Genomic DNA, 25,508 nt, shown 5'->3' with positions numbered 1-25,508 from the left:
GCTCAGCGGTCGCTGACCGCGCGGAGGTTGTCCGAGGTGTAGAAGCCCGGCTTGTAGCGGGGGCTGTTGCCGTCCACCACCCACTGGATGTCCTTGCCGGTGCCGGCAGCGTGCAGGTCGAAGACGTAGCGGCCTTCGTTCAGGTTGTACTGGGTGAAGCCGGCGACATCGCAGCTGCCGGTTTCATACACCGGGATCAGGTAGCCCTCGCGGTGCTTCCACAGCTTGCCCTGGGCGTCGTAGTCGTCGGCGGCGAGCAGGTTCCAGCTGTCCTCGTCGAGATAGAAGGTGCGCTTGGGGGCCACGTGGCGGGCGCCGGCCTTGACGCTGGCCTCCACCACCCACACCCGGTGCAGCTCATAGCGGCGGTGCGTCGGGTTGATCGAGCCGGCCTGGGCGATGTCCTCGAACCTAGCGTCGAAGTCGTAGGCGCCGAAGCTGTTGTAGGGCACGTACATTTCCTTCTTGCCCACCAGCTTCCAGTCGAAACGGTCCAGCGTGCCGTTGAAGACCGCCGGTTCGTCGAGGGTGTATTGGTTCTCGAAACCGATCTGCGGCGCGTCGTAGGCGTAGGTCGGCATGCGCCGCACGCGGCGCTGGCCGGTGAAGTAGTAGAAGGTCTCGCTGCCCGGCTGGTCGAGGAAGGTGGTCTGCGTGAAGGCCTGGCCGGCCAGCGCGGTGGGGGTGTTATAGACGAGGTAGGTGTAGTACTCGACGCCCGGCAGCTTGGAGAGGGGCCTGGAGCCCTTGGCCCCCCACGGCAGGTAGAAGGTCTGTTCGTTGCTGGCCTTGATCCACTCGTCCGATCCCTTGCGCGGCGACACCGAGGTGATGGAGTTCTTGTACTCCACCGCCACGCCGCGGTAGCGCAGCTTGGCGTTCCACATGGCTTCCACGCCATTGGCCGGGAAGGGGAAGGGATAGCCGGGCATCATCGCCTCCTTGATGCCCCAGCCGTCCTCGGCGAGCTTGGCGGTGTCCACGTTCTTGCGGGTGTTGTCGGCGACGAAATCGGGCACGCCACAGGTCCGGTGGGACGGATAGACATCCATGCGGTAGCCCTTGACCTGCTTGATGGTCGCCACCTGCCCCGGAGTCAGCTTGTCGGCGTACTTGGCGACATTCGCCGCGTCGATCGAGAACATGGGCTTTTCGCCCTTGTGCTTCCAGGCCTCGCCACGGTTCTTGCCATAGGCCCAGCCGCTGGCGGGGGCTTCCCGGCCAATCCACGCGGGGATGCTGCCGTCCTTGTTGGCGGCCTTCTCGGCGCCGGCGGGGGTGAGATCCTTGCCGAGGCGGGAGGCGTCCTCCGCCGCATGGGCGGCGCAAGTGGCCCCCAGCGCGAGGGCCAGGGCGAGGGGCCGCAGGGCGGCGGAATCGAAGCGGTTCATTGCATTTCTCCTGTCGGGTAGGTCGATGTGTGTATTCACTGGATGTCGAGGCCATCGGCCCGCAGTCGCCGGACGATCTCGGCACGGGCGCCGGGTACGTCGTGGAAGGTCTGGCCACGCAGCCGCGCGACCTCCTGGGCGGTGTAGGGACGGAAGTCCGCCGGCACCTCGTCGCGGCTGAAGGCAAACACCATCCAGTTCAGCATTGCCGCGGTGTCGGCATGGCCGAGGGGGGAGTTGGCGGTGCCCGGCACCTTCACCAGGAAGTGGCGGCCCTCCGGCAGGCGCAGGAAGTGGCCGACCGCATGGCGCATGTCGGGGATACCGAATTTCGGTGCGCCGCTGCCGTCCATCTGGTGGCAGCCGGAACAGTGGGTCTGGAAGTCACGCTGCGGCTCGGCTCCAGCCACGGCCGGCAAGCTGGCGAGTGCCACGGCGAACATCACGGCAAGGAACGGGGCCCGCATGGCTAGCCGCCCTTCTTCAGTGCCGCGTCGATGCGTTCGCGCAGCTTGCGGTTGTCGCCGGCGGCAGCGGGCTGGCTTTTCAGGGCGGCGATCTCATCGGCGCGGTAGGGGGCGAAGCTGTCGGGCAGCAGCTTCCCGTTGAGGCCGGTCAGCACGTAATTGAGGACCCGCGCCACCTCCTCGTCGGAGAGCCCGGCGAAGGGCGGCATCGCCCCGTTGAAGCGGCCGGCCTTGGTGTCGATGGGCCCGGCCAGGCCGCCGCGCAGCACGCGCGGGAAGTAGTCGCGCCCCTCGGCCACCGCCAGCCGCTGACCGAGGGCATCGGCCAGCGGTGGCGCGAAGCCGGGCGCACCGATCCCGCCCGGCTGGTGGCACACCGCGCAGTGCTTGTCGAAGAGGGCCTCGCCGGGGTCGGCGGCGGCCGCGGTGCCGGCTGCGAGCAGCGCGACGGCCAGGAAGGGGGCGACGGTCGCCATGCTCAGCCCTGCCCTTCCGGCAGGCCGACGATCAGCGCGGTGGTGCAGTGGAACACCGACGAGTCGTTGGCCATGCACCAGTTCACGTCGTTGTGCAGGCCCAGGCGGTAGCCCGGGCGCTCGCGCTCGCTGGTGTTGCACATGCAGCGGCCGCAGGCGGTCTTGCCGCAGCAGTCGTTGTAGCTGATCAGGTAGTCCTTGCCGTCCTCCGGGTTGCGGCAGGTACCGACCCACGACACCTTCGACGGCTCGGTGCCGGGCGGACAGGTGGATACCGTGCCGCCGCAGCAGGAGCACAGGTAACCGTCCTGGGCGCAGTAGCGCCAGTAGTCGCAGGCGGTGTCGTCCTTGGCCTGCTTGCGCTTTTTCGCCTCGGCGGCGAAGGCCTGGCCGGTACGGTCGAAGGGCAGCACCGGCAGCACGAAGGCGCTGCCCACCATCAGCTTGCCGATGCGGTTGAGGGCGCTGCGCCGCGAGCTGCGCTGGGCCACGCTGCGGGTGCTGCGCTCGGACCAGCGGTCGAGCCAGTTTCCAATGAATCCCATGTTTCACTCCTCTGTCGGGGATGGCCGCTCAGGCCTTTTGCTCGATGTAGTCCTGCACCGAGGCGACGGTCAGTTCCTTGGCGGTGAACAGGCTTTCCAGTTGTTCGCGGGAATTGACGAGTCCCTTGGCGCGCACGCGGCCGGATTCGTCGATCAGCACCGCGTAGGGCAGCTTGGCGATGCGGTAGGTCATGCCCAGCTCCTGGGACAGCACGTAGGGGAAGGCGCCCAGTTCCGACTTGTTGATGAAGGCGCGGTGTTCCGGCTCCTCGCCGTCGGAGGCCAGCACCACACGCATCCAGGCAGCCTCGCTGCGGCTGGCGCTCTTCACGATGGGCAGCAGTTTCTTGCACACCGGGCAGGTCGGCGACACGAAGAACAGCAAGGTGCTGCGCGCCTGGCGGCCGCCGAGCGCCACCTCGGGGCCGGTCAAGGTCGGCAGGGTGAAGACCGGCGCCATCTCGCCGGCCTTCGGGCCGGTGTCGAGCATCAGGGCGCCCATCGGCGCGATGCGTTCGAAGAGGATGCCGACCTGGCGGGCCAGGGCGACCAGGCCGAGGACGACGGCGAGCAGGACGATCCATTGGATCGCGTTGGAGATGATCAGGGCTTCGTTCATGAGTGGCTCCCGGATTGGATGAGATGGGGTTGATTGGCGAGCAGCTGATTGGCGGCGGCATACAGGCCGAGCAGGGCGAGGGTCAGCGCGGCGACGGACAGGTAGTCGATCCACACCAGGGCGCGGGCGTCCTCGGCGGCACCGGCCAGCAGTACGGCGCCGAGCAGCAGCCCGTTGCGGGCGACCAGGGCCCAGGACAGGCGCGGATGACTGTCACCGCCGCAGCCGCATTCCAGGTCGGTGCGGCCGCGCAGCACGTTGATGGCCACGCCGAGGGTCGCGACGCTCAGCACACCGAGAGGCAGCAGCAGCGCCGGGCTGTCGGCCCAGCCCAGCAGGGCGCCGGCGGCCAGCACCTCGGCCACCGGATAGGCCGCGGCGAAGAGCCCGACCAGGCCGGCGGGCAGCAGGCCGTAGAGTTCGACGGTGGCGCGGAACACGCCGTTGTCGGCGAGCTTCTGCCAGGCGCCCATCAGCAGGATCGCCGCCACCGCGGCGGCACAGCCGTGGCCGACCACCGGATCGACGAGGGACAACAGACCGGCGGACATCACTGCAGCTCCAGCTGGATCGGGGTTTCGCCGATCGGCTTCATGACGCGCAGGAACTTCGGCTGGGAGCCGGACACGTCGAACTGGGCGATGAGCGCCTTCTCGCCGTTGAGCGCATACAACCGCGCCCCGTCACCGCGGCTCACCGCCAGGGTCAGCGCGTCGTGGCCGGGCAGGCGGGCCAGGCGCTTGTGCGAGGCCAGGTCCACCATCCAGATTTCCTTGGCCGGGTTCTTGTGCGTGCCCTCCTCGCCCTTGTCGTGCATGGCGACGAACAGGCGGCCGCTGGCCTCGTGGATGGCCACCAGCTGGTAGCCACCCGGACGCCAGCCCTTCTTCGTGTCGGCGGCGGACAGCAGCGACCAGGGCGCCTCGAACCTGGCCTCCTCGCCCGACAGGTCGGCCACGTGCACCTGGCCATGGAAGGACACGAAGACGTAGCGTCCGCCGATGCGGTCGAAGTTGGTGAACAGCGGGTCGGCGTCCGGATCGAAGAACGGCGCGCTCTGCCGGCGGCCCGTCACCTTGCCGTCGGCGTCGAGAGTGACGGTCAGCATCGAGCCATTGCCGCACATCGCCGAGAAACGGCCGGCGACAGTGGGCGACGGGTAGACCGACCAGCAGCCCGGCGTCTGCACCTCGGCGATGGGCTTGCGGGCCTGCAGGTCCACCACCGTCACCGAGGTGGCCGGGGTGGCGTTCTGCACGAACAGGTAGCGGCCGTCGTGGGAGGTCTGCAGCACGTTGCGGGCGGCGGTGGCCTGGGCGTGACGCGTCGGGATGACGATCTCGCCCTTCCAGCTGAGGGTTTCGGCGTCGTGGATGTCCACCACGTCGGTCCGCTCACCGTGATTGAGGCGGGCGTAATAGGTGGTGGCGACGTAGATCTCCTTGCGGTCCGGCGACAGCGCGACGGAGGCCGAGAAGCCGGTGGACACCATGCCCAGGTAGCGCTCGCTGTCGCCCTCCACAACGTGCAGGCGGCCGTCGATCAGGTGGGAGAAGGCCGGGTCCACCACGTACATGCGCTGGGGCGTGGCGGGCCCCATCTTCACCACCCCGGTGGTATCCAGCCCCACGGCACCGGCCGCCAGCGACGCCATCAGCGCCGCGCCGGCCAGGCCGTTCAGGGCCCAGGCAATTGCTTTCAATGTGCTCTCCTCGTTCTCTGCGGGTTTCCGCTCCGGCTGGCTCCGCGGGGTGCGGAAACCGGCTCGAAAGCGGCTCAGGTCGAGGCGATTCTAGGAATCTGGGTGGCGGGACCGTTAGCCGGAAACGGCAAGATGGGCACAAATAACCCTGCCCAAAACAGGGCGGTTTGCTGCACTGCCGCACCACAAAAGTGCCGATATCCAGGGTGCGCAAACGGTGGCAGGCGTGGTGAAACGAGCCCTGGAAGGGGCTCTAGAGCGCGCGGCGCCCAGCACCCGGGGCAGGCATTGCGCCAGCGGCCCGGATATTGCTGTTCCTGCTGCAGCCACGGTTGGCCGCATCACGTCAGAACCTTCACCATGATTCAGCTACAGGGCAGCCCGACTGCCCCGCAGGCGCTCGATGCGCCGGATTACCTCGTCAGCACCCGGGTCACGACGGATGCGGGGGAACAGGCGAACTGCCTACGCGGCTGGAGCCAGCAATATGAACAGTTGGTGCCCGGCACCTTCGAAGGCCGCGTGACCGAGATCTGCTTTGACGGACTGCAACTGTTCCGCGAGCACACCACACTGAGCATCCAGGAGTCCTGCCAGATCCAGGACGACGCCTTCGTCATCGGCGTGCCGGTGCAAATGGACGGCTACAGTTGGTGCGACGGCTGGGAGGTGGATCTGGATACGCTGCTGATGCACAAGCTGGGCAGCGAGTCCCTGCTGCGCACCTCGAACAATCTGGACCTGATCGCCGTGACCCTGTCCCTGCAGGATCTCCGCGATCACGCCGCGACGGTGGACGGCCAGGACATCTCCGCTGCACTACAGCGCTCCGGGAGCGCGCTGCGCAACGGAATGCTGGCCCGCGAGATGCGCGACTTCCTGGTCACGATGATGGCCAGCCTTACCGCCACGCCGTCGATGCTGGCCCACGGGGCCATCCGCAAGGCCTTGAAGGAAGCGGTTCTCGGCACCGCAGTATCCTTAATCGGCAACGTCGGCCAGGAAAGTACCGGGCCGCGCACCTCGGTGGGGCGCCAGCAGATCGTCGCCCGGGCCATCGATTACATGCGCACGCGCATCGACGAGCCGATTTCGGTGGGTGATCTGTGTGCCGAACTGGGCGTGTCGCGCCGCACGCTGCAATATTGTTTCGACGAGACACTCCAGATCAACCCGCTGAGCTACCTCAAGGCCCTGCGCCTGAACGGCGTCCGCAAGGAGCTCCGCCTGAGCGAACCCGCCCGCGTGGCGGTGCAGGACGTCGCGGCCCGCTGGGGCTTCTGGCACCTGTCGCGCTTCGCCCAGGAGTACCGGCACATGTTCGGAGAACTGCCGTCGGAAACCCTGCGTGCCAGCCCCGGCGAAATCGGCGCTCTGCTACCAGAACGCCACTGAAGGGCGTCGCCGCCAGCCGGCGGCCGACCGGCCCGGCCTTCAGCGCCAGGGCGCGCTGGCGTCGACGAAATCCGCGATCTCGCGCTCCAGCGCATCGAACGCCGCGTCGAGCTCCGCCTCTCCACCGTCGATGGCCGCCTCCAGCGCCCGCGCCGAGTCCATCAGCCCGAAGGCGCACAGGAAGCCGGCATTGCTGCCCAGGGTGTGCATGCGGCGCCCCGCCGCCTCTCGGTCACCCGCAGCGAGCGCACTGCGCGCCTGCCCGACGGCATTGGCGTTGTCATGGACGAAGAGTTCGAGCAGGCCGATGAACATCTCCCGGTCGCGGCCCAGGCGCTGGACAGCCCGTTCGCGGTCGATGCCGGGAATCTCCGGGAAGTCTCCGGCGTCCGTCGCCCCCGCATCCGCGGTGGCTTGATCGACAACGCTCCCGGTCGGCGCCGCCGCTGCAACAGCGGGCGCGTCGACGGCCCCCTTTAGGCGCCGGTGGGAACGGACCCAGTACTCCAGCGTGAGCGCCATCTGATCCAGGTCCATCGGTTTGGCCAGCACGTCGTTGGCGCCAGCGGCCCGCGCCGCGGCCTGCTGCTCGTCACGCACACCGGCGGTGAAGGCGATGACGGGGAGGTCGATCAGGCCCAGCTCGCCACGAATCAGGCGCATGGCAGTGAGACCGTCCATCACCGGCATCTGCACATCCATCAGCACCGCGTCGAAACGTTCGGGCCGGGTCTGCAGGATCTGGATCGCCTGCAGGCCGTCGGCGGCCAGCGTGGAGCTGGCCCCTTCGAGGCGTAACGCCCGCTCCACCAGATCACGGTTCATTCCACTGTCGTCCACCACCAGCAGATGGGCCCCGACCAGACGGGGTCCGGACGGCTCGGGTGGCGCGGCAGCCACGGCCAGCGCGGCCATCTCGGCTTCACTGGCCCGTTGCAGCGGCAGCTCGAACCAGAAGCAGCTGCCCGTGCCCGGCTGGCTGTCGGCGCCGATCTCGCCGCCCATCAATTCAACCAGGCGCTTGCAGATCGACAGGCCGAGGCCAGTGCCGCCAAAGCGGCGACCGATGCCCGCATCGGCCTGGGCAAAGGGGGCGAACAGACGCCCCAGGGCTTCCGGGTCGATGCCGATGCCGGTATCGCGGATCTCGAAACGGAGCTTCAGCGTCAGATCGTCCACCGCGCGGGCCCGGACCCCCACCGCCACCTCGCCCTGCTCGGTGAACTTGATGGCATTGCCGGTCAGATTGAACAGGATCTGCTCCAGGCGAAGACCGTCGCCCAGCAGCGGGCCGGGGGACTCGTCCGGCCCTTCGATGCGCAGCGCGAGCCCCTTGCCCCTGGCCGCCTGGCCCATCAGGCTGTCGAGGTTGGCCAGCAGTACGGCCAGGTCGAAGGGACGCTGCTCGATACGCAGCTGCCCGGCCTCGATCTTGGACAGGTCGAGCACGTCGTTGAGGATGGCCAGCAGGGACTGCCCGGCCGTCCGGATGCGCTGGACCATGTCGTGCTGGTGCCCGGCCAGGGCTTCGCGCTCGAGCACCTGGGCGAGCCCCAGCACGGCGTTCATCGGCGTGCGGATCTCGTGGCTCATGTGGGCCAGGAACTCGCTCTTCGCCGCGTTGGCCGCCTCGGCCGCTTCAGAGGCCTGGCGCAGCTTGTATTCGTAGCGTTTGCGCTCGCTGACGTCGCGGATCACGCCGAGGATTTCCACGATGTTGCCATCCGCGCTGAGCAGCGGGCTGGCACTGACGTCGGTCCACACGGATGCGCCATCCTTGCGGCGCACCTCCAGTTCGCCGCGGAAATGCTCCAGCTCCACCGCCTCGCCGTTGGCAAGGCTGGCCTTCAGGCGGGCGAAATAGGCTTCGGCGATGCGCAGGGAGTCCGCCGTCAGAACCTCCGTCAAGGGCTGCCCGATCGCTTCGTCGGCAGAATAGCCGCGCAGCCGCTCGACGGATGGACTGATGTAGGAAAAACGCCCGCCCAGATCCATCGTCACGATCACATCGACGGCATTGTCGGCCAGCAGGCGATGCCGCGACTCGCTGATCCGCAAGCGTTCTTCCATTTCCTTGCGGGCAGTGATGTCCTCGACGATGGCCAGGTAACGACGGCTATCCTCGTTGGCGACCTGGACCGGGGCGCAGCTCAGACTGACCCACACCACCGATCCATCGGGACGCAGATAGCGTTTGGTCAGGCGATAACCGGAGATCTCCCCGGCATTGAGGCGCTCGATATGCTGGCGGCTCTCGGCCACGTCATCCGGATGAGTCATGGCGGTTGGGGCGCGCCCGACCATTTCCGCCGGCGAAAGGCCGACGATCTCGGCGAAGCGGGGGTTCGCCTCGGTGATCCGGCCGCCCCGGGAGTCCAGCAGCGCCACGCCGAGGGGCGCCTGCTCGAAGATCACGCGGAAGCGTGCCTCGGCTGCCTGCTGGGCCTGCAGGGTCGCCATCTCCTGGCGCGCCCGGTCGCGGCGCCACAGCAGGTAACCCGCCGAATAGACGAACAGCAGCCCCAGGCCGACCACCAGCCCGGTCGCCCAGGCCAGGGTATGAATGCCGGCATAGGCCTCGACTTCGTCGATCTCGGCCAGCATCAGCCACGGCGTCCCCCCAACCGGCGAGGCATAGGCCAGGACCGGCACCTCACGGTAGTCCCGTCCGCCGGCAAGAATCCCGTGTTCGCCCTTGGCGGCCCGCCCGGCGGGTAAGGTCGGGATACTGAGCGACTGGACCAGTGACAAGGCGGGCGCCGCCCGGTGGCGCAGCGGCGTCAGGAAGCGGACGTTGTCGCCGTCCCGGCGCACGAGGTAGGTTTCCGCCGTGCGGGTCGGCACCGGCCAGGATTCGACCAGCGGATACAGCGCCTGCTCCGCCTTCCAGGTGAGGTAGGCGACGCCCAGCGGCCGGGAGCCCGATGCGCCGATCGGCGCGAGGACGCCGTACAGCACTTCGCCCTCGGCGGTGCGGTGCAGGTCGACAAACTCGATGCGCGGCTCGCGCAGGATGTCCTTGATGAGCGCAGCATGGTCGCGGACATTGGCCTTGCCGACCACCACCACCGGGCGGGCATCGGCATCGACCACCGCCAGGCCGCCCCACCCCCGCACGCGGGCCACTTCCTGCATGCGGCTGCGCATCTGTTCGACAAGGTCGGCGTCCTTGCGCCCACTGTTCAACCAGCGCCGGAACAGCATCTCCAACTGGGAGCGGCTGGCGAAATAGAGTTCGGCATCGATGCGCGTCTCGGCCAGCGAATCCTCGATCTGCTGCCGTTTCTGCTCAGCGATGACCGCCAGCGTGCGATGGGTCTCCCGGCGCGTCTCTTCGCTCAAATAGCGATAACCCACCACACCGACCGCACCGATCAACACGGAAACGGCAACGAGCGGCAAGGCCAGACGGAGCCACCTCCGACGGGAAGAGTCAGTGCTATTCGAGAAAAGCTTGGAGACAGGAACTGTGATCATCGTGGCAAGAACTGCGCGCCGCGGGCCCGCCCCGGAGGTGTAGGCAAGGAGCATTCGGACGTCAGCGACCGACCCCATATCGCGTTTCTGGCGAAAAACGGCGGCACACAACGCCTGAACCAATATAGGTTTTTGATTATGCACCAATGCTGTGCATATGTCGATAACGCACACCGCCCCCGCCAGACAGGATGCACCACAACTGATCAGAATCGGGTAAAGGCACCACGAAAGGGCGTCGTATCACGCGCCACGGGTACCGACGACCCGTAAAGCAAAAAGGCCCAATCACCTAAGTGATTGAGCCTTGACGCTTGAAACTGGTTGCGGGGGCAGGATTTGAACCTGCGACCTTCGGGTTATGAGCCCGACGAGCTGCCAGACTGCTCCACCCCGCGTCAGAGAGGGACGGATATTACCCACTTATCCGGATCTTGCCAAGTTATTTGTGCGCCCCCCTTTTGCTTCCAGCCACTCGACGCCACGAACGAGCACTGCCCAAGGCGCTCCATTGCGAACAGCGCTCACTGCCCCCATTCCGCTGAAACATGTTCATCGCGGCTGCGGAGCATGGACGCACGCCCGACATGCAACATCGCAAGACCGCGCGCACTATTCAAAAATCATGAAAATACTTTCCAAAGGTAATACGCCACAACTTTCATGTGCACCGACTAACCCCCTGGGGGAGGACCGCTCCAGGACAATCGGCAGTCCAAGAAATCATGTGTTTTCAGGCGGAAAACCGACCTGCCGATTATCAGGAATGCATTCATGACCCGCCATATCCAAGGTTCCACCACCCTCCTCCTCTCCTTGTCCCTGTCCGCCTGCGGAGGCGGTGGCGGCGGCAGCGACGACGGGAGCACTGCGGGTAGCGGCGGAGGGGCTCAGGGCCCCTCCCTGGTCGTTTCGAATGCCGCGGAAGGCATGTGGCTGGGCACCAGCGACGCTGGTGCCAGCATCTCCGGCGTGATCCTGAACGACGGCAGCTTCTATGCGGTGTATTCCACAAGAAGCGACAAGGACGTGATCGGCGGCGTCGTCACCGGCACGGGCCAGGCCAGCAATGGCAGTTTTACGGTGAAGGATGCGGTCGATTTCAATTTCGACCGCTACGGGGTCAACTCGATCAGCGTTTCCGCCAGCTACTTCACGAAGTCTTCGCTCAGCGGCGTACTGACCTACGCCAACCGGGATACGAGCACCTTCTCAACCCAGTACAACCCGGCGTACGAGCAGCCGGCAAACGCCACACTGGCGACGGGAACCTATACAGGCAATGCGGTTTCCTCTGCCGGCACTCAGACCGCATTCATGACCCTGCAGGCCAACGGCACCATCACGGGCGTCGTTGCCGGCTGTAATTTCTCCGGAGTGGCCACGCCGCGCGGATCGGTAAACGTCTTCAACCTGTCCGTCACCTTCCGCGGTGGCTCCTGTACGTTCGGCACCGACACACTGACCGGAATCGGTTTCTACAACATTCCCCGCAAGCAGTTTTACATAGCCGCCCCGAACACAGCCCGCAGCGACGGCCTGTTTTTCCAGGGTACCCGCCCCTGACTCACTGATCTTCGCGAGGGGCCGGGGCGACAATCAGGCCACCCGGCTCAGCGAGCGTCAGCAGCGACCACGCCTCCTTTTCCGAACGCGCCCCCAACCACGCGCCCCAGACACCATCGGGCAGGATCACGACGGCGCGCTTCTCGTCCCCGGGTTTATGGAAGCGCCCGAACAAGGCGTGCCCATCCGCATTGACCGTCAGCATGGTCATGGACCAGACGACCTGCCCGTCGGGCTGTAGCACCCGCTCCCATAAACCGGCAATCCCCATCGGCCGGGCATCCTGCCGGCGGATCTGCCAGCGTACGGCGCGGGCCGTCTCGTAACAGGGCTCGTAAAGGACATCCGCCGGAATGATGCAGAGCTGGCCGCGTGCCCATGCATTCCGGAAAGAAGGTCTTTCTGCGAGGGTTTCGCTTCGGGCGTTATAGGTGGAGCGGGCAATCTTCGCATCCCTGGCCCAGGCGGGAATCAGGCCGAAGCAGGCCGGCACCCAGATGCGCGGAGCGAAGTTCGTGACGACGGGCACGACTGAGCCCGGGTAGGCCTCGCCGTAAGAGAAGTCGGGAGGCGGCAGCGGAAGGGCGGCCAGTTGCTGCGGTGTCGCGGGGATGAAATTGGCGCACATCGCTTATCTCCCACGCACGGCACACATCACTTCGGTCTCAGTCTCGAAACGAGCTGCTGCCGCCGCTGTTCTGCCCGCCGGCTGTTTCTCATGTCGCGGAAAAACAATACCGCCGCAGCGACGGCCGCGCAGAGGCAGCCCACGATGACGACGACTCCTAACAATCCATGCATGTCTGATTGGACCGATCTGGCTGAATCGTACCCCCGGTGTAACCCCAGCAAAAAAGCCAATCCCTGGGGATTGGCCTCAATGCTTGGATCCTTTGGTGCCGGTGAAAGGAATCGAACCGTTATATAGGGAAAGCAAGCAACTCAACCGAGTGAGTGACTTCTTTATCTCCCCTTCACCACCGCCAACCCCCTGATAAATAACAATTTTCAATCAACAGGCGTTAACGTTGCACTGCATATCTAAATATGCACCTTAGTGCATATTTCCGGACGAAATTGCATCTCGCCCGACCTGCTAGTTATTTGGTGCCGAGTATCCGACTCGAACGGATGACCTACCGCTTACCTTACCACTTCGGCTTTCGCCGCCTTACGTTTGTGGTCTGGACTATCCCTTAGCCATTGCAATCCGCTTTAGGCTCCCCCCGTCTAGTCTCTACACCTTTCCTTTACAGGACTTGGCTCGGGATTGGCATAGTCTTTTCGGACCTTAGCTTTCCCCGAATTTGAGGGGTTCTACTCCCACCGTTTCCGATAGGGCACTCGTATATTCAAGGCGGTTGCTCTACCAACTGAGCTAACCCGGCACAATTACCAAACAACTTTCTTACTATATCAAACCACCCACCAAAGAGTCAATCCTTAATCAGAAAGTCTTCAAGATTCTTTCCGGCAGCGAGTTTGTCACGCAACCATACCGGTTTTGCACCTCGGCCCGTCCAGGTATTATCGCCATCTCGGTATTTTGGCTTAACCACTATAGGCGTAGCACCAGAGACTTTCTGCTTACCACCCTTAGACGGTCCCAATCCGATGTCGGTCGCAGTGAGGTTAAATGCTTTGACTTGAGCCTTTATCGAAGCGATAACCTCGCCTCGCTCAGTATTGAAGGCGTCCTGCATTTCTTTCTGAAGCTCTTCGATTTTGGCTTTTAGTTCAGTATAGCGACTCATTTATTCTCCTTCAGTGAGGACTGCACCTCTTGGATTATATACTCCCCAAGGTGAATGCGACGCTTGGCGGAATGGGGCGTTCCACTTGCCGCATCCACTGCCACCCTCCTATCCCCGAAAAGTATTACCTGCGACTGGGCACGCGTAACCGCAGTATAAAGCATACTCCGGTCGAAGTTTCTTGTCTTAACCAGAGGAATCAACACTCGCTTCCATTGCGAGCCCTGAGCCTTGTGCGTGGTAATCGCGTAGGCAAGCTCGATTTCCGAAAGCATGTCCTCGAACACAGGCCGAAGGACTCCGTCGTCCCATTCCACCCAAGCGATAACAGTACCTAACGGCTCACCTACTTCATCACAGTAGATGGCCGGCTCTTCAGGAATACTTGAAAGCTTCCCAAGAGAGCCGTTTCGAAGATTTAGCCTGTAATTGTTCCGGGTATAAATTACTGGGTCGTTAATTCTAAGCCCGGTATTCACCTGGCGGTCAAATTCACGGTTAAAAACCATCAGTGGCAGCCCATCCGGGTTCACTCTAGCCTGCAGCAAGCTATTGAGCGACTTCGTACCGCTGGGCCCACTACGACGCGAACAGAGGATTTGACAATCCACGGGGTCGTACAGTTCTACAATGGCTTCAGCAATTGACTCTGGGTGAGATAAGTCAAACAGGCACACCGATGCTTTCGAATCCTCGGCGACCTCGGGAAAGCTTCCCTCTCGAATCTGGTTCGCAAAGTGCGCAATCTCTGCACCAAACCGGCGAGCCTGCTTTAGCTCGACCGTAGGAATAATTGAGCCACATAAGATATGAAACACTAAGCCAGGTCCTACGGGCATTAACTGAGCGGAATCACCAACCAAGACCACCCGACAAGTTTCCGGAATGAGGTCAAGCACTTGGGCCATGGAAAGTATATCAACCATGGATGCTTCATCAATCACGACAATGCCGTTTTGCAGCGCATCGAGTTCTGGATTTCGTATGAACCCGGCAATCGTTTGCGCTGGCCTCCCCGTCGCCTCGCTAATCCTCTTCGCAGCCCGCCCTGCGAGAGCAAGTAGTCTGCATGGCAAACCAGTCTCATCCAGCACGGCTAATACAGCCTTCAACACGGTAGTCTTGCCGACACCCGCACCTCCCGATATGCAGGAAATGAATCTAGTCGATACTAGCTCTACAGCGGCACGCTGCTCGTCGGAAAGGGTTACTTTCTCAAGCACTTCAAACCGGTCAAGAGTGGCAGCGATACTGGTCAGAGAGTGTGTGGCAGCCGTGCCACGCAACAGTCGCGCAACAATAGCCTTCGCGATGCCTCGCTCCAATACGGCAGCCCCGACCGTTTGTAGCACTCCACCAAGTGAAATATATCCGCCGTTGCACTCGCCAACGGCAATCGCCATTGAAACTAAATTGTCCGTGCTAGGCAAAGAAAGGATTGACTTAAGGTACCCCTTAAGCTCCTCCAGCTTCACTACAGTGTGCCCCTCGTTAAAGGCTCGATAAAGTGCTTCTTCGCAGGCCGCAAGTAAACGCCTGGGGTCATCAAGCCCAATGCCAAACTGCCCCCGGGCAAATGTATCGGTAGTCTTCCAAGAAGCACTGAATGACAGAAGTCGATAAGGGTCTTCTTCAATGGAAACCCGGGCCTCCCTCCCGAAGTACCTCACTACCTTACGCGCAAGCTGAAAGGGAAAGTTCGAATCATGAAGCCATCGCACTACATCGGAGCTAGCAACGTCTGCCCAGACCCGCATGAGATTAGCAGCTACGTCAGTGGGCAGCAGGTCCAGCAGAGCCGAGTCTTGCCCTTCATCCAGTATTCTGTAGAGGTCATCGCCAAATCTGTCCCACAGTCGGCGGGCACGAGCAATGCCAACCCCTGCGAATCCCTCGGAATCAGCAAGAAATCTAATCAGGTGCTCACCTGAGGGCCTTAGGTAGGTAAAGCCCTTGGCCGTGATGACGTGTGCGCTACGTACGATTCCATCAAACTGGCGCCTCTCGACCGTAGCCTCCCCTTCGACTGCCACCCACATACCAACTTGGGGTTGGAAGCCTCCAAGGACAGAGGGTGAAACCTTAACATTTGCATAGGCCCCCGTTTCAGTAACAAGGCCACTGCTTGGGTCAATAAAAGTGCCATTAAATATGCACCCACCCCATTTTCGGGAAACAATAGTGGTGATTCGGAGATTATAGGTCAGCAGGCTCATCTGGGGATTCGGCCAGTTTCCGCCAGAGTTGCACTCATCACTTCGTATCGGCCAAGCCGACGCTTCAGGTCAGATACCTCAGCCCGCAGTAGAGCGTTCTCACTTTCCAACCTCCTTAACCTTTCGGAATCTACATTCCTACCAGATTGCGTTGGCACCAAGTTAACCTCGGAGCTATCCGCCTTTTCGGGCAGCACACCCTCTATCCTTAGCCTGTCTTCAAGCTCACCCAACGCCTTGCGAACCCTAGGGTTTTGGTCACACACGGAGCGCGCAAAACCGCACTCACGAGCTATATCAACCCGGTTGAGCTTTCCACGGTGCTCAAGCTGACGAAAGTCTTCATTAGTCTTTGATTGCCTCCATACCTGGAATAAATCGAAGTTCGTGTCCCGACGTTCGGCGTTCATAGCGACCTTCCTACGCTCCAGTTTGCCTGCGAAGCCAGATAAAGTAGGGAGAGGCTTCAGTCTCCTCAGCTACTATCCGAGCAGGCCGACCCTCCCTAATTGAAAGGTCAACAATCCTGTTGTAATTGCTTTCAACCCCTAGGATGTCTGGAAACCGTTCAAGGATTTTGTTTACGACCAGGCAAGTACGTCCAAGGTCATTTTCCAGCTTCCTAAGCTTCTCCGCGTCATTGGACAAAGGGTTGACGGATTCAGCCTGCCGGACCATGAGCTTGGGTTTCAAAGCCTCCATCTCGCTGTCAAGCGCTTCAATGTAACGCTGCAGTCGCTCATTGTCCTGCCGAAGATTAAACACTTCGAGCTGTAAGCTGGTAACGATTGCCTTAGCTCTTTCATCAGGAAGCGCTTCAAACGATATTTTCTTTGCTCCACGCTGATTTGCCAAGTAATGAGTCAGCTGACTCTTATACCGAGGATTCCTCAGAATCGTAGTAGCACTACATGGCTCAGACTTTCCCTCTATAGCGGACACGTGCTGAGCCACCGCCGTAGCAAGCGCGGTGATACCGGGATAATTAGCCTTCGACTTTGTACTCTGGGCAAGAAACTCCACAACCAAAGCTTCCCGAGCTGCCATCTGTTGTTCTTGCCACGCCCCGAATGAGTTCTTTTTAGTCATTTAAGACAGCCTCGGTAAGCATTAGTGGTGCGCTGCCTTCGCCTTCCAGATGGCTGTCTGTGTCAATCAGCCGCACAACATCAGAAAGAGTTAGACGATGAGTGTCCATAACCGACCTAAGCAAGCCCGCGCATTCGAATGCTGGGTTAGTTGGCATCTTGGACATAATGGCTTCCCGCACATTTCCCCGGTTAGCAAGAATCTGTCGTCGGAGCAGGTCAAACTGACCTCGAATGGTCGGACTTTCAAGCATGGGAAACTCGATGCATTCAGCCAAGCGCGCGATAAGCCGTTGCGTACCCTGGGAAGGAAAGGCCATAGCCTTTAGGTGCCGCTCAATGATTTCTGGCTTACCTACGACCCATTGAGATTGAATCTCACCGGCTGCAAGCTTTTTTCGCGTTTGTTCAAGCACTTCCTCCGCCAAACGCCATGCCGTCACTTCCTCGGCCAGCAGTGCTCTTTCTTCGTGCAGAGCATCTATCTCGTTGGCCGAATAACGATTCTCGACGTCTTCGGCATCCATGATTACTTCAAGTTCCGAGAGCTTTTCGAGAGTTTGTCGCCCCTTTGCCGATATTGCCGGGAGGTGGTCAACGGAACGAACGGCGTAAGGACAGACTGCGCACCTCCGATGCCCTTTAGTCAGCTTCAACACATCGGCGGGACAGTTGTTCCCGTAGGGACATATTTCCGTCTTGTTCTCGGCGGCACCCGCATAACGAGTGCGTTTCAAGACATCAATACCGTTCTCGTCAATATCAACAACGGACATGCTGACACAACCGAAGCTGACAACAGCGGCATCCACATCTACCCGCATCCCACGAGCCAAAGCGGAATTCACAGCATCAGCTTTGATGTAGGGGGACCTGGGTGTTTTCGGCGTCTCGTTATCATCAGCGGCATATGCCGATTGTTCATAAAATCCAGTCCGTAGATGTTTCTTCTGGAAGATGGATTCAAATATCACCTCTTCTTCATCCGGAACTGAATAGTAATTAACCGTAGCGGCAGTTTGCCCCGTTATGTACTTACCAATAACATCGGCGGGCAAATACGCCGTAAGATGCGACGCAACACTCGACCGAGAGCTATGCGGAGTAATGAAGCTCTTGACTTTGAGGAGTGAACAACCTCCAACCTTAACGTCCTCGCTGCTCTTTTTCGCTGCTTGCGCGAAATATTCGTCCCCCGTAACTTCCTTTGAAATACTTGCGTACATGAGCCGGCACAACCTGTGGTCTTCGCCCTTGTCCAGCAGAAAGCAATGAATCCCTTGCAGTAACATCTCCCAAGCCGACACGTATCTGCTGTCCGGGTGAGGCTCCCCACCCTTAATGGAGAACAATGGAAGAATCAAACCCCACTTTGTATTCGGGTTTCTTTCGTAATAGATTGGTTTATCAAAGGCTGGACTGGCAATCAGGCTCCGCCAAGTAGCCTGTTTTCTAAGTGTCTCAATGACGCTACGTGATACGACAGGCGACCACCCGCTCTGCTTTGCCTTGTCCGTATTCACCCAAAGCTTGCCAAACTCTCTCAGGGGACCATCGTTATCCTTATCGAAGGTTCGAACGTCGAGCCACTGGATGTGTTGGTGCCGAAGTCCAGTATGCATTGCGACATATATCTGGTACAAAGCGTGAAGCTCAGGAATACGACAAGTAACCCCGGACTTCAGGGGGTAATAGTCAATCGCGACGCAATTTGGAATATATCTCAGAGGGTACATAGCCCCACCGAAGCTAACCACCGGGATAAGCCCGACATTGTTGGCAGCCCCGTACGTATCTATCGTATTCCCCTTAAAGCTAGTACCAAGCGCCCGGTTATCAATCGTGCCATCCAGGCAAATATCCAAAACCCGCTCGAAATACTGAATCAGTGTTTCGATATATCGTAAGTAAAAAGCGAATATCCGTCTTGGGATGGGCCTTTTGTTAGTCCCCGTCGGCCGATAAACCTTCGGGTAGTCTACTCGAGAAAGTGGCTGCTTGAACTTGTTGCATTCCGGCAGCTCATCCGAGTTCCGAGCCAGGTATGTGAAGAAGACTTCGCAAGTTTTCAGTACGCCATAGACTCTATACCGGTCCCACTCCCGAGATTTAGATTGCTCATTCAGCCACGCCACAAAGGTAAGTGGCCGCTCCTCCATTACTGGCAAACCTATATCAGAGACAAAAACAGAGGTTACAAGCAGATTCGGATTATGCGGATACTCTACCCGGAACCCCGGATGAGCTTGATACCAGGCCGGCAGGTAGATGAATAGGTAAATATTGAAGTAAGCTAGAGAATTAAGAACATGCTTCTCATTCTCGTATTTCGCCCACCGCAGATATGCCTCCTCAAGCTTGCACCAGACATCAAATCGAAATGCTGTATCACCAGCATGGAGCAAGTCTGGAATCCTATCAGGCATACACCAGACCGGCCTCCACTGCAACGACGTCGCAAGTGGGTTTGCACGAAGTTGGCGTACTAAATCGGCTTCCGCATCCGTCACCTCACCCACACCGATAGTCGGAATCAAAAGCGCCTGCCGCTTCTCTTTGTTAATCTGCTCCTGCCTAATACTCCACCCTTCGCTAGAGATGGGAATACGGTCGCCATAGATGTTCTCTAGCAACGCAAGCAGAAAGACTGGGCGAATGGTCACGACTCGTTCGTTGAGTCCCATGCGATAAACTGCCTCTAGGTCCTCGTAGTTAGCCTCAGCAATGTCTTGCCACCCCAAAGCTGTCAGCAGTTTGGTGGCAACAGAGGCGGTGCGTGTTCGTTGAAAGTATCCGTAGCCGTTATAGAGTGGGTTATTCTTGTCGTAAACGGACCGTACATGCCGAAACAGCTCGGGAAGGTCTTTGTATTCTAACAAGGCGTACTGTTCAAGCTCTGAACCCAACCCAGCTCCAACCGGCCAAGTGTAATTCCATGGCAAGGTAAGGACCCGATTGAAATGCATGTCCAGCAGAACAAACGAAAACGCCTGGACAAGTGCGCCACGATAAGTGCTTCGTATTGGCAACAGCCCGTAAGTGAGAGTCACCCAATCATCATCAGAAAAGGTATTTGGGTTTAACACGCAGTAGAGTACGTGCTGCAGGTAGTCCTTACCAAGGATTACATCAATCCCCGCCTCATCCCAGAGCGCAAGCATCTTGGCAAAGATTGCACCCTTCTTCTGACGGGTATTTACATCCATTACATTCGCACTTGAAACCCCCAATAGGTCACGAAGCAATTTGGCAACCTTTCGGAGGTATTGCATAGTCAGCTTCGGAATTGCACCATCAGGCTGATGAAAAACCAGACTATCGATATTCGCGTTAGCGTAGCTCACAGCTCACCCCCTCACTTCAAGCAATAGTTGCTTTTCAATTTCTTTGACTTGAGCCTGCAAAGCATCTAGCCGTATCTGCACTAAGCTCTTTGACTCAAGACCATGAAAAACCACCTGATTCGCGTACTTAAGCTCCAGGGCAATCATGTCCTTATCGTGCCGAGCGTATTTCTCCGTTGAAGCAACAGAGGCATGCCCCATGACTGCTTTCACAAGGCCAATAGGAAGCCCGTAAGTTCCATCAGGACGGGGGAAGTAGTTAAGCAGGTAGGTTCCATACATATGCCGCAAGGAATGTGGCCCCGTCCTTTTCGGCAAAGCAATACCTACCCGGCGCACGGTACCCTTGAAAACATCAGTATATGAATCATGACCTGCAAGCAGGTATGGCTCCCCGTCTATGCCGCCGACCGAGTATTGAAATAAAAACTTGTGCCGACCGTGGGGCACATACTCTTCGCGATGATAGTCCGCAAGACTTTTGAAGAATAATGTCTTAAACGGCTCAATCAGCATTGTGGTAGAAGTGTTCCGCCCTTTCCAAACCAACTTCTCGCGTTGCAAAGGCGTCAAATACAAGTAAGAGGGATGGTTAGGCCTTCGCTTTGGGTCAATCAGCTTGACCTCACCTTTTTCAAGGTCAATATCTTCCCAAAGCAACTGCAGCGCTTCGCTAATGCGTACGCCACTTGCGGCTAGCAGCGCATACAGAGTTTTATCCCTGTGAGTACGGAAGGCGGCGAGGAAGTCCGGTACCCGCTCGATAGGGAAAGCCCGCTCATCGTCGTATCTGATACTAGGGAAAGACGTAGGCAAAACTTTTTCAGCTATGAACTGCGGTCCTCGCGAAATCACCCCGGCCAGCATAGAATGCGATAACATCGCGCGCCGCTCAGCATCAGTTATGGGGCGCCTTTCCCCAATACCAGGCAATATGCTGAGATTATCCACCGGCATGGAGTGAAATCCCAAAGCAGCCAGTTCTTCCTGCTGGGCGCGTATCTTTTCGGACAGCTCTAGGAATCGGCGAAGCACCGCGTGTTTAGCCGCGGATGTTTCCGCTCCGTTTGTCTTGTTGCCGTTCCGACCGGGAGGAAGGGTTTTAGCGACAAGGCGAGCAATCATATTTCCAGAATCCATACCCTCAGTGAGGTACGAATGGTACGACTCCAGAATATCCGCTAGAACTTGACGACTAAACTTAAAGCTAGGCTCGCCTTTAGCTAACTGAACACCCGCTTCGAACATATAGTCGAAGAATTGCGCGAGGTTTCGGCAATAGTTTTTCCGGGTGTTTAGCGGGCTCCTGTTGATGGAGGCGGCAAACACTTCAAACCCCAGAATAACTTGGGAGTTCGCGTCCAGCAGCCGCCAAGACTGGCGACCGTCCCTGATTTTGCTAACCAAGGACACGTTACGAAAAACAGAAGTCACCCGATTCCGCCTCAGCTAACATGCAGTAAGCAACGAACCTAGCAGAAGGCTCCTCGACATGCAATTCAGTGCATTTCTGAGCGTGAAAAACTGCTTTCTCAGGGAGTAACTGCGAGAAGGGGTCAAGACGAGACGTCTGCTGGACATAGTGAGGCGGAGTTACCTGTAGATGAACCCATAGCTTGAAAAACATCACCCTCCCCCACAAGGCTTTCCGGCTGATGCAGACGCTAATCCTGGTTATTCGTGCTTTAGGGCGGCAGTCGTGCTTCGAAACGATTGCGCCCATCTCGAGCATCCGGGGACGAATGCTGACGCGCACAGCCTCCCCTCGTGAGCGCACGAGTAAGCCACGGCTCAAATCGCCATAGAAGTTTCAAGCATTGTGTGGATGAGGCTAGTGCCCGAATCAGGCCGCCTGACGGCAGTGGGAGTCAAAACGCAGGAGTAGTTGTCTGCGGCGTCTTCTGCCTAAATAACTACTACCCGGAGCGTTGACTTCAATAACAGTGAGTGCTCTCGAAATCGGTTCATCGCTTTGAAACGATGGAAGACGCACGCCACTGCACCTCGGGTCACCCAGTCGCCTTCTAGGTTCTAGCTCAGCGATAGAACTTGAACTTCTGCTCGGAATCGCCGTGCCGCCCGCTCTGCGACATCCAACGCATCAGGCGACAAAGCGCCGGCAAGCTTGGGGGCATCATCATGCCCTGCGGCGATGGCATACATGTATTGGCCCGCAGCCTGTGCCGCACTGAGCGAGAGAGTAGGCCCGACAGCGATAGCATCATCCCACTCGCTCCGTCGCAAGGCCGAGCGAAGCCACGCCGGCGTGAGCGGCAATCCCTCATGCAGTTCGTCTCGCGCTTCTTTCATAGCGTCCTGCGGATATAGCGCGATGACGCACGCCATTTTTCCCTCCGGCAATGAAGGCAGCGAATGAGGCAAGGTTACGCGTGCCCCACAGGGAATCCAGGCCGCTGGTCCATCCTCGAACGCGGGCGCAACGGGCAGCGCAACGGAGGTCCACAGAGTCAACAGAACGGGAACCGCCAGGTAGTCAGTTTGTGCAATTCTGGAGGAGACGGGGGTCTGAAGTTCAGCTACGGGCAAAGTGGGCTCTCCAGCACGATTTCGTTAAGAAAATCAGATGGTGTGCTGATTGAGAACCAATGAAAATGAACGACTTACTTGACTTTTCCCGTTTCGTTAACCCCAAATCGGGGCCGACGTCAGGCAGGAGATACGCGCCCGCTAATGTGCATAATGAAACCGCGCGCAGGCCCGCTTGAAGCAACGGCGTGCAAACTGCAGGCCAATGGCTTGGCACTATTTGGGATAGTTCAATGGTGACCAAACCGTGACAAGCAGTCCCACGAAGGAGCCAACTTTGAAGACCTTGTCTTTCGAGATTTATGTTCTGGCGAACGTTAGCCGAGTCTCCCAATTCCTTGGTACAACTAGCCAAGGAGATGCGGTTCGTAGCCACAAGTTCATAGTCGCCTCTGCATCTGCACTTTCGGCTAATGGCATGGACCAGCCTTGTTGCACAAATGCGCTTGCGAGCGTGATGAACCCAGCCCCACACGCTGGCCAGCTTCGGCAACCAGGTAGTGGAAATTCGGCCGGGCCATCTGCCCGCCCTGGCTGGACACGAAGAGCCAGGGAAGCGCCTCCTAGCGCTTGTTGAGATAGGCGCGTAAGGCGCGCAGCTCGTCGCCCTGCAGGGGTTGACTGGTCGAAAGCCCGTTCTTCTTCCTGGCACACAAGATGCGGGCCTCGGCGAGGCTCACGTCGCGCCGGCTAAGTGAGACTAGCTCAGACACCCGGAAGCCATGTCGGTAGACGACGAGGAGCATGGTGTAGTCACGCTGCCCGCATGGAACTGCCTTGGCCGCCCGAAGGAGGGCCTCCATCTCAGTGGGAGTCAGGAAGTTGCGCTCGGTGCGCTCATGCGCATCAACGACAGCAGCTGCTTTCGGTCTTTATACATTTTGCCGCTTGGGCATGGCGCTGGCGTCCGACTGCAAATCGCGCTGCTTCATTGTCAGGCTACCCCCTCTTTTGACACTTTGGGCATTTTGTCAAAAGTTGGAACGGTTTCGAGCCGACAACGAGCTGGGCAGTGGTACGTGAGCTTGCGCCAAGGGGATGCAATTAAAGTAACTTTCCCCCCAGCGAGAAAGCCGTCTATCACAAGGATAATCGGCCTGACCTCATCATCGATTCAGCCCATATTTTCGACTCTGCTTCAAGCAGTCCGTTCTTAAGGATGAACTTAGCGACGCCCATCACGTGCTCCCTGGTGCCTCGCGTGGTGATTGTTAGTTCAATGTCTCCATTGGGGGCGCGACCAAGAGTGGCCGGCTGAATATAGATAGTTTTTTGTATATGCGACATCAGGAACAAAGCATCCATTCCTGGCGGAACGGGCTGCGTTGCAGTAACCGTATGGGTGCACTCATCCTCTTGCGCGAGTTGATGCTCTAGAGCTTCGATGGCGGCCAATATCTTTAGAGAGCTTGTCCGGTCCCTGGCGTACGAAAGGGCGAAACGCAATCTTGTATGCCAGTCATCGTTAAAGGACTGTCGAAATAGTGCTATACCCATGTTCATCATCTTTTTTAGCTTGAATTTTATGCCAAAGTTCTTTTTTAACTGTTGGTAATCACCATCTTGCTACACGTGATTTGCCGTTCCAAATGAACACTTTAGTGTGGAACACTTTAGTGTGTAGATTCTAGCACGGATGCGCCTGAAACTCGGCTGAAAACCGGGAACAGGCATGAATCGAATAGAAGCACTGGGAGCAGTGATACGGGACACCCGTATGAAAATGAACATCTCGCAAGAGAAGTTAGCTGAGGCCGCAAAAATTCACCGAAATGGATTGGGCCGCATCGAGCGAGGCGAGGTCGAAGCTACGGTTGGTACGCTTTGCCTCATCGCAGATGCACTTAACGTAGCGGTGTCCGAGCTCATGCAGAGGGCTGAAATATTGGCTGAAAGTCAAACATAGCCTCGACACGAGGCGTAGTGAGGTATGCATTTACACGCAGAGTGACACGTCTTAAGTCACACTCACCAATCGGTATCTTGCAAGTTCTGGATTGCGCGTAGCGTAGTCCAACAGTTAGCCATGCCTTATGGGGTGACAGGCCCGGCTTTCTCCAACTTCTGCGACACCATCCTAGCTAGTACTTGCAAGTGTTCCACTTCTTCTGGAGCTAGACTCTTAGGCATAGGGTCAATAAGACACAGTATCCCTAAATTGTGGCCCGACGACACTTTGAGAGGTGCGCCAGCGTAAAAACGAATTAACGGAGGACCGATTACCAATGGGTTATCCCAAAAACGCTCATCCTGACGGGCATCAGTAACAGTCATCACCACGTCCTGAAGGATTGTCCACGCTCAGCAGACCATCCTTCAGCCAGGCGATACACTTGGTCAGACTGCCCAGACGAGAGGGCCTCGAGAAGTGTTTCCCCCCCCAGCCCACCGTGTGGCCTGCTCCAGAAAATGAACTTGCCAACTTCGTCTTTGCCTTTAAGGGCGAGACATACGGTTTTAACGGTTTCCGCTTCGAGCTTAGTGAACACCGCTGGGTAATATCGATTCTTGCCGACCTTGATGGAAAAGAGCTCTCCTCGACGCAACGCCTGCTCCAAAGCTTGACGGGTGCGCCCCCACGCCTCGGCCAAGGTCGACGACGGCACCAGCTCTCCACTTCTTACCCACCCGATTCTGACGGCCTCCCCTTGTTGCAGGAGCTCAGCCCAGGCATGGGCAACTGCAGGCGCGGAGCCCATGTCATCGCTTGCTGACTTAGTGGCGGGCGGCGCCGGTACATCCCCGGCAATCAAGCGCATCTCAAGTTGTTCGTTCCGCGCTTGAATCGCCTTCATGACCATACGTAACTCTGCTATCTCACGTTGCAAACGGTCTTGCCGAGAACTCATTTGACGTGTGTTTTGAGCCGTCATGCCGGTCAATTGCTGCCGGCGAAGCTGCAAACCTTGCACGGCTGCGGT

General features: G+C 59.2%; 21 protein-coding genes and 1 tRNA gene. 3 read left to right on the top strand and 19 right to left on the bottom strand.

Annotated elements, in window-relative coordinates:
- Positions 1-2: 2 nt before the first annotated feature.
- The 7 genes from B4920_RS04480 to B4920_RS04450 are packed head-to-tail and all read right to left on the bottom strand — an operon-like array spanning position 3 to position 5,200.
- Positions 3-1,391: a DUF1329 domain-containing protein gene (locus tag B4920_RS04480; RefSeq protein WP_079433409.1), complete on the bottom strand. Its 1,389-nt coding sequence runs from the start codon at positions 1,389-1,391 to the stop codon at positions 3-5.
- A gap of 35 nt (positions 1,392-1,426) precedes the next feature.
- A complete protein-coding gene (locus B4920_RS04475; RefSeq protein WP_079433408.1) occupies positions 1,427-1,858 on the bottom strand; it encodes a c-type cytochrome in 432 nt (143 codons plus the stop codon).
- Between the two features lie 2 nt (positions 1,859-1,860).
- Complete coding sequence (locus tag B4920_RS04470; RefSeq protein WP_079433407.1) at positions 1,861-2,334, bottom strand: cytochrome c; 474 nt, start codon at positions 2,332-2,334, stop codon at positions 1,861-1,863.
- Positions 2,335-2,336: 2 nt separating this feature from the next.
- Positions 2,337-2,879 (bottom strand): methylamine dehydrogenase light chain, encoded by a 543-nt coding sequence (locus B4920_RS04465; RefSeq protein ID WP_079433406.1) that lies wholly within the window; start codon positions 2,877-2,879, stop codon positions 2,337-2,339.
- A gap of 28 nt (positions 2,880-2,907) precedes the next feature.
- Positions 2,908-3,498, bottom strand: coding sequence for a methylamine dehydrogenase accessory protein MauD (mauD, locus tag B4920_RS04460; protein WP_079433405.1), 591 nt, complete (start codon positions 3,496-3,498; stop codon positions 2,908-2,910).
- Positions 3,495-4,049, bottom strand: coding sequence for a MauE/DoxX family redox-associated membrane protein (locus B4920_RS04455; RefSeq protein WP_079433404.1), 555 nt, complete (start codon positions 4,047-4,049; stop codon positions 3,495-3,497). The genes mauD and B4920_RS04455 overlap by 4 nt, the downstream gene beginning before the upstream one ends.
- Complete coding sequence (locus B4920_RS04450; RefSeq protein ID WP_254050827.1) at positions 4,049-5,200, bottom strand: amine dehydrogenase large subunit; 1,152 nt, start codon at positions 5,198-5,200, stop codon at positions 4,049-4,051. Before B4920_RS04450 ends, B4920_RS04455 begins: the two co-directional genes overlap by 1 nt.
- 360 nt (positions 5,201-5,560) lie before the next feature.
- On the opposite strand from B4920_RS04450, the gene B4920_RS04445 reads away from it, so the two are divergent.
- Positions 5,561-6,595 (top strand): helix-turn-helix domain-containing protein, encoded by a 1,035-nt coding sequence (locus B4920_RS04445; protein WP_161493236.1) that lies wholly within the window; start codon positions 5,561-5,563, stop codon positions 6,593-6,595.
- Between the two features lie 39 nt (positions 6,596-6,634).
- On the opposite strand, the gene B4920_RS04440 is transcribed toward B4920_RS04445, so the two are convergent.
- A complete protein-coding gene (locus B4920_RS04440; protein ID WP_216819749.1) occupies positions 6,635-9,997 on the bottom strand; it encodes a PAS domain S-box protein in 3,363 nt (1,120 codons plus the stop codon).
- A 396-nt stretch (positions 9,998-10,393) separates the two neighbouring features.
- Positions 10,394-10,470 (bottom strand) — tRNA-Met (locus B4920_RS04435).
- 376 nt (positions 10,471-10,846) lie between these two features.
- Between B4920_RS04435 and B4920_RS04430 the strand changes: the two genes are divergently transcribed.
- The gene (locus B4920_RS04430; RefSeq protein WP_079433402.1) at positions 10,847-11,638 is read left to right on the top strand and encodes a hypothetical protein; all 792 of its coding nucleotides are present in this window, start codon (positions 10,847-10,849) and stop codon (positions 11,636-11,638) included.
- A 1-nt stretch (position 11,639) separates the two neighbouring features.
- Here the strand turns inward: B4920_RS04430 and B4920_RS04425 are convergent, their stop codons facing one another.
- From B4920_RS04425 to B4920_RS04385, 8 genes are all read right to left on the bottom strand, one after another.
- Positions 11,640-12,266 carry an SOS response-associated peptidase gene (locus B4920_RS04425; protein ID WP_079433401.1) on the bottom strand — a complete coding sequence of 209 codons (627 nt, stop codon included), beginning with the start codon at positions 12,264-12,266 and terminating at the stop codon, positions 11,640-11,642.
- An 808-nt stretch (positions 12,267-13,074) separates the two neighbouring features.
- Entirely contained in the window at positions 13,075-13,392 is a 318-nt protein-coding gene (locus B4920_RS04420; RefSeq protein WP_079433400.1) for an H-NS family nucleoid-associated regulatory protein, read from the bottom strand.
- Complete coding sequence (locus B4920_RS04415) at positions 13,389-15,608, bottom strand: ATP-dependent RecD-like DNA helicase (protein ID WP_079433399.1); 2,220 nt, start codon at positions 15,606-15,608, stop codon at positions 13,389-13,391. Before B4920_RS04415 ends, B4920_RS04420 begins: the two co-directional genes overlap by 4 nt.
- Complete coding sequence (locus B4920_RS30890; protein ID WP_368664702.1) at positions 15,605-16,018, bottom strand: VPA1267 family protein; 414 nt, start codon at positions 16,016-16,018, stop codon at positions 15,605-15,607. The genes B4920_RS04415 and B4920_RS30890 overlap by 4 nt, the downstream gene beginning before the upstream one ends.
- A 10-nt stretch (positions 16,019-16,028) precedes the next feature.
- Positions 16,029-16,697: a hypothetical protein gene (locus B4920_RS04410; RefSeq protein WP_139379423.1), complete on the bottom strand. Its 669-nt coding sequence runs from the start codon at positions 16,695-16,697 to the stop codon at positions 16,029-16,031.
- A complete protein-coding gene (locus B4920_RS04405; RefSeq protein ID WP_139379422.1) occupies positions 16,690-20,040 on the bottom strand; it encodes a hypothetical protein in 3,351 nt (1,116 codons plus the stop codon). Before B4920_RS04405 ends, B4920_RS04410 begins: the two co-directional genes overlap by 8 nt.
- A 3-nt stretch (positions 20,041-20,043) precedes the next feature.
- Positions 20,044-21,474, bottom strand: a complete 1,431-nt coding sequence (locus B4920_RS04400) for a site-specific integrase (protein ID WP_139379421.1) — start codon at positions 21,472-21,474, stop codon at positions 20,044-20,046.
- A 1,676-nt stretch (positions 21,475-23,150) separates the two neighbouring features.
- Entirely contained in the window at positions 23,151-23,405 is a 255-nt protein-coding gene (locus tag B4920_RS04385; RefSeq protein ID WP_256376079.1) for a tyrosine-type recombinase/integrase, read from the bottom strand.
- 854 nt (positions 23,406-24,259) lie between these two features.
- Between B4920_RS04385 and B4920_RS04375 the strand changes: the two genes are divergently transcribed.
- A complete protein-coding gene (locus B4920_RS04375; protein WP_079433391.1) occupies positions 24,260-24,493 on the top strand; it encodes a helix-turn-helix domain-containing protein in 234 nt (77 codons plus the stop codon).
- Between the two features lie 125 nt (positions 24,494-24,618).
- Here B4920_RS04375 and B4920_RS30885 read toward each other — a convergent pair whose 3' ends face one another.
- Together B4920_RS30885 and B4920_RS04365 are read right to left on the bottom strand one after the other, a co-directional pair.
- The gene (locus tag B4920_RS30885) at positions 24,619-24,861 is read right to left on the bottom strand and encodes a GAF domain-containing protein (protein WP_079433390.1); all 243 of its coding nucleotides are present in this window, start codon (positions 24,859-24,861) and stop codon (positions 24,619-24,621) included.
- Complete coding sequence (locus B4920_RS04365; protein ID WP_139379420.1) at positions 24,861-25,499, bottom strand: hypothetical protein; 639 nt, start codon at positions 25,497-25,499, stop codon at positions 24,861-24,863. The genes B4920_RS30885 and B4920_RS04365 overlap by 1 nt, the downstream gene beginning before the upstream one ends.
- Between the last annotated feature and the right edge of the window lie 9 nt (positions 25,500-25,508).

It is taken from the genome of Zoogloea sp. LCSB751 (genome assembly GCF_002028455.1).
Classification (GTDB): domain Bacteria; phylum Pseudomonadota; class Gammaproteobacteria; order Burkholderiales; family Rhodocyclaceae; genus Zoogloea.
Note: the sequence above shows the minus strand (reverse complement) of the source record. Positions and strands in the feature narration are given on the sequence as shown.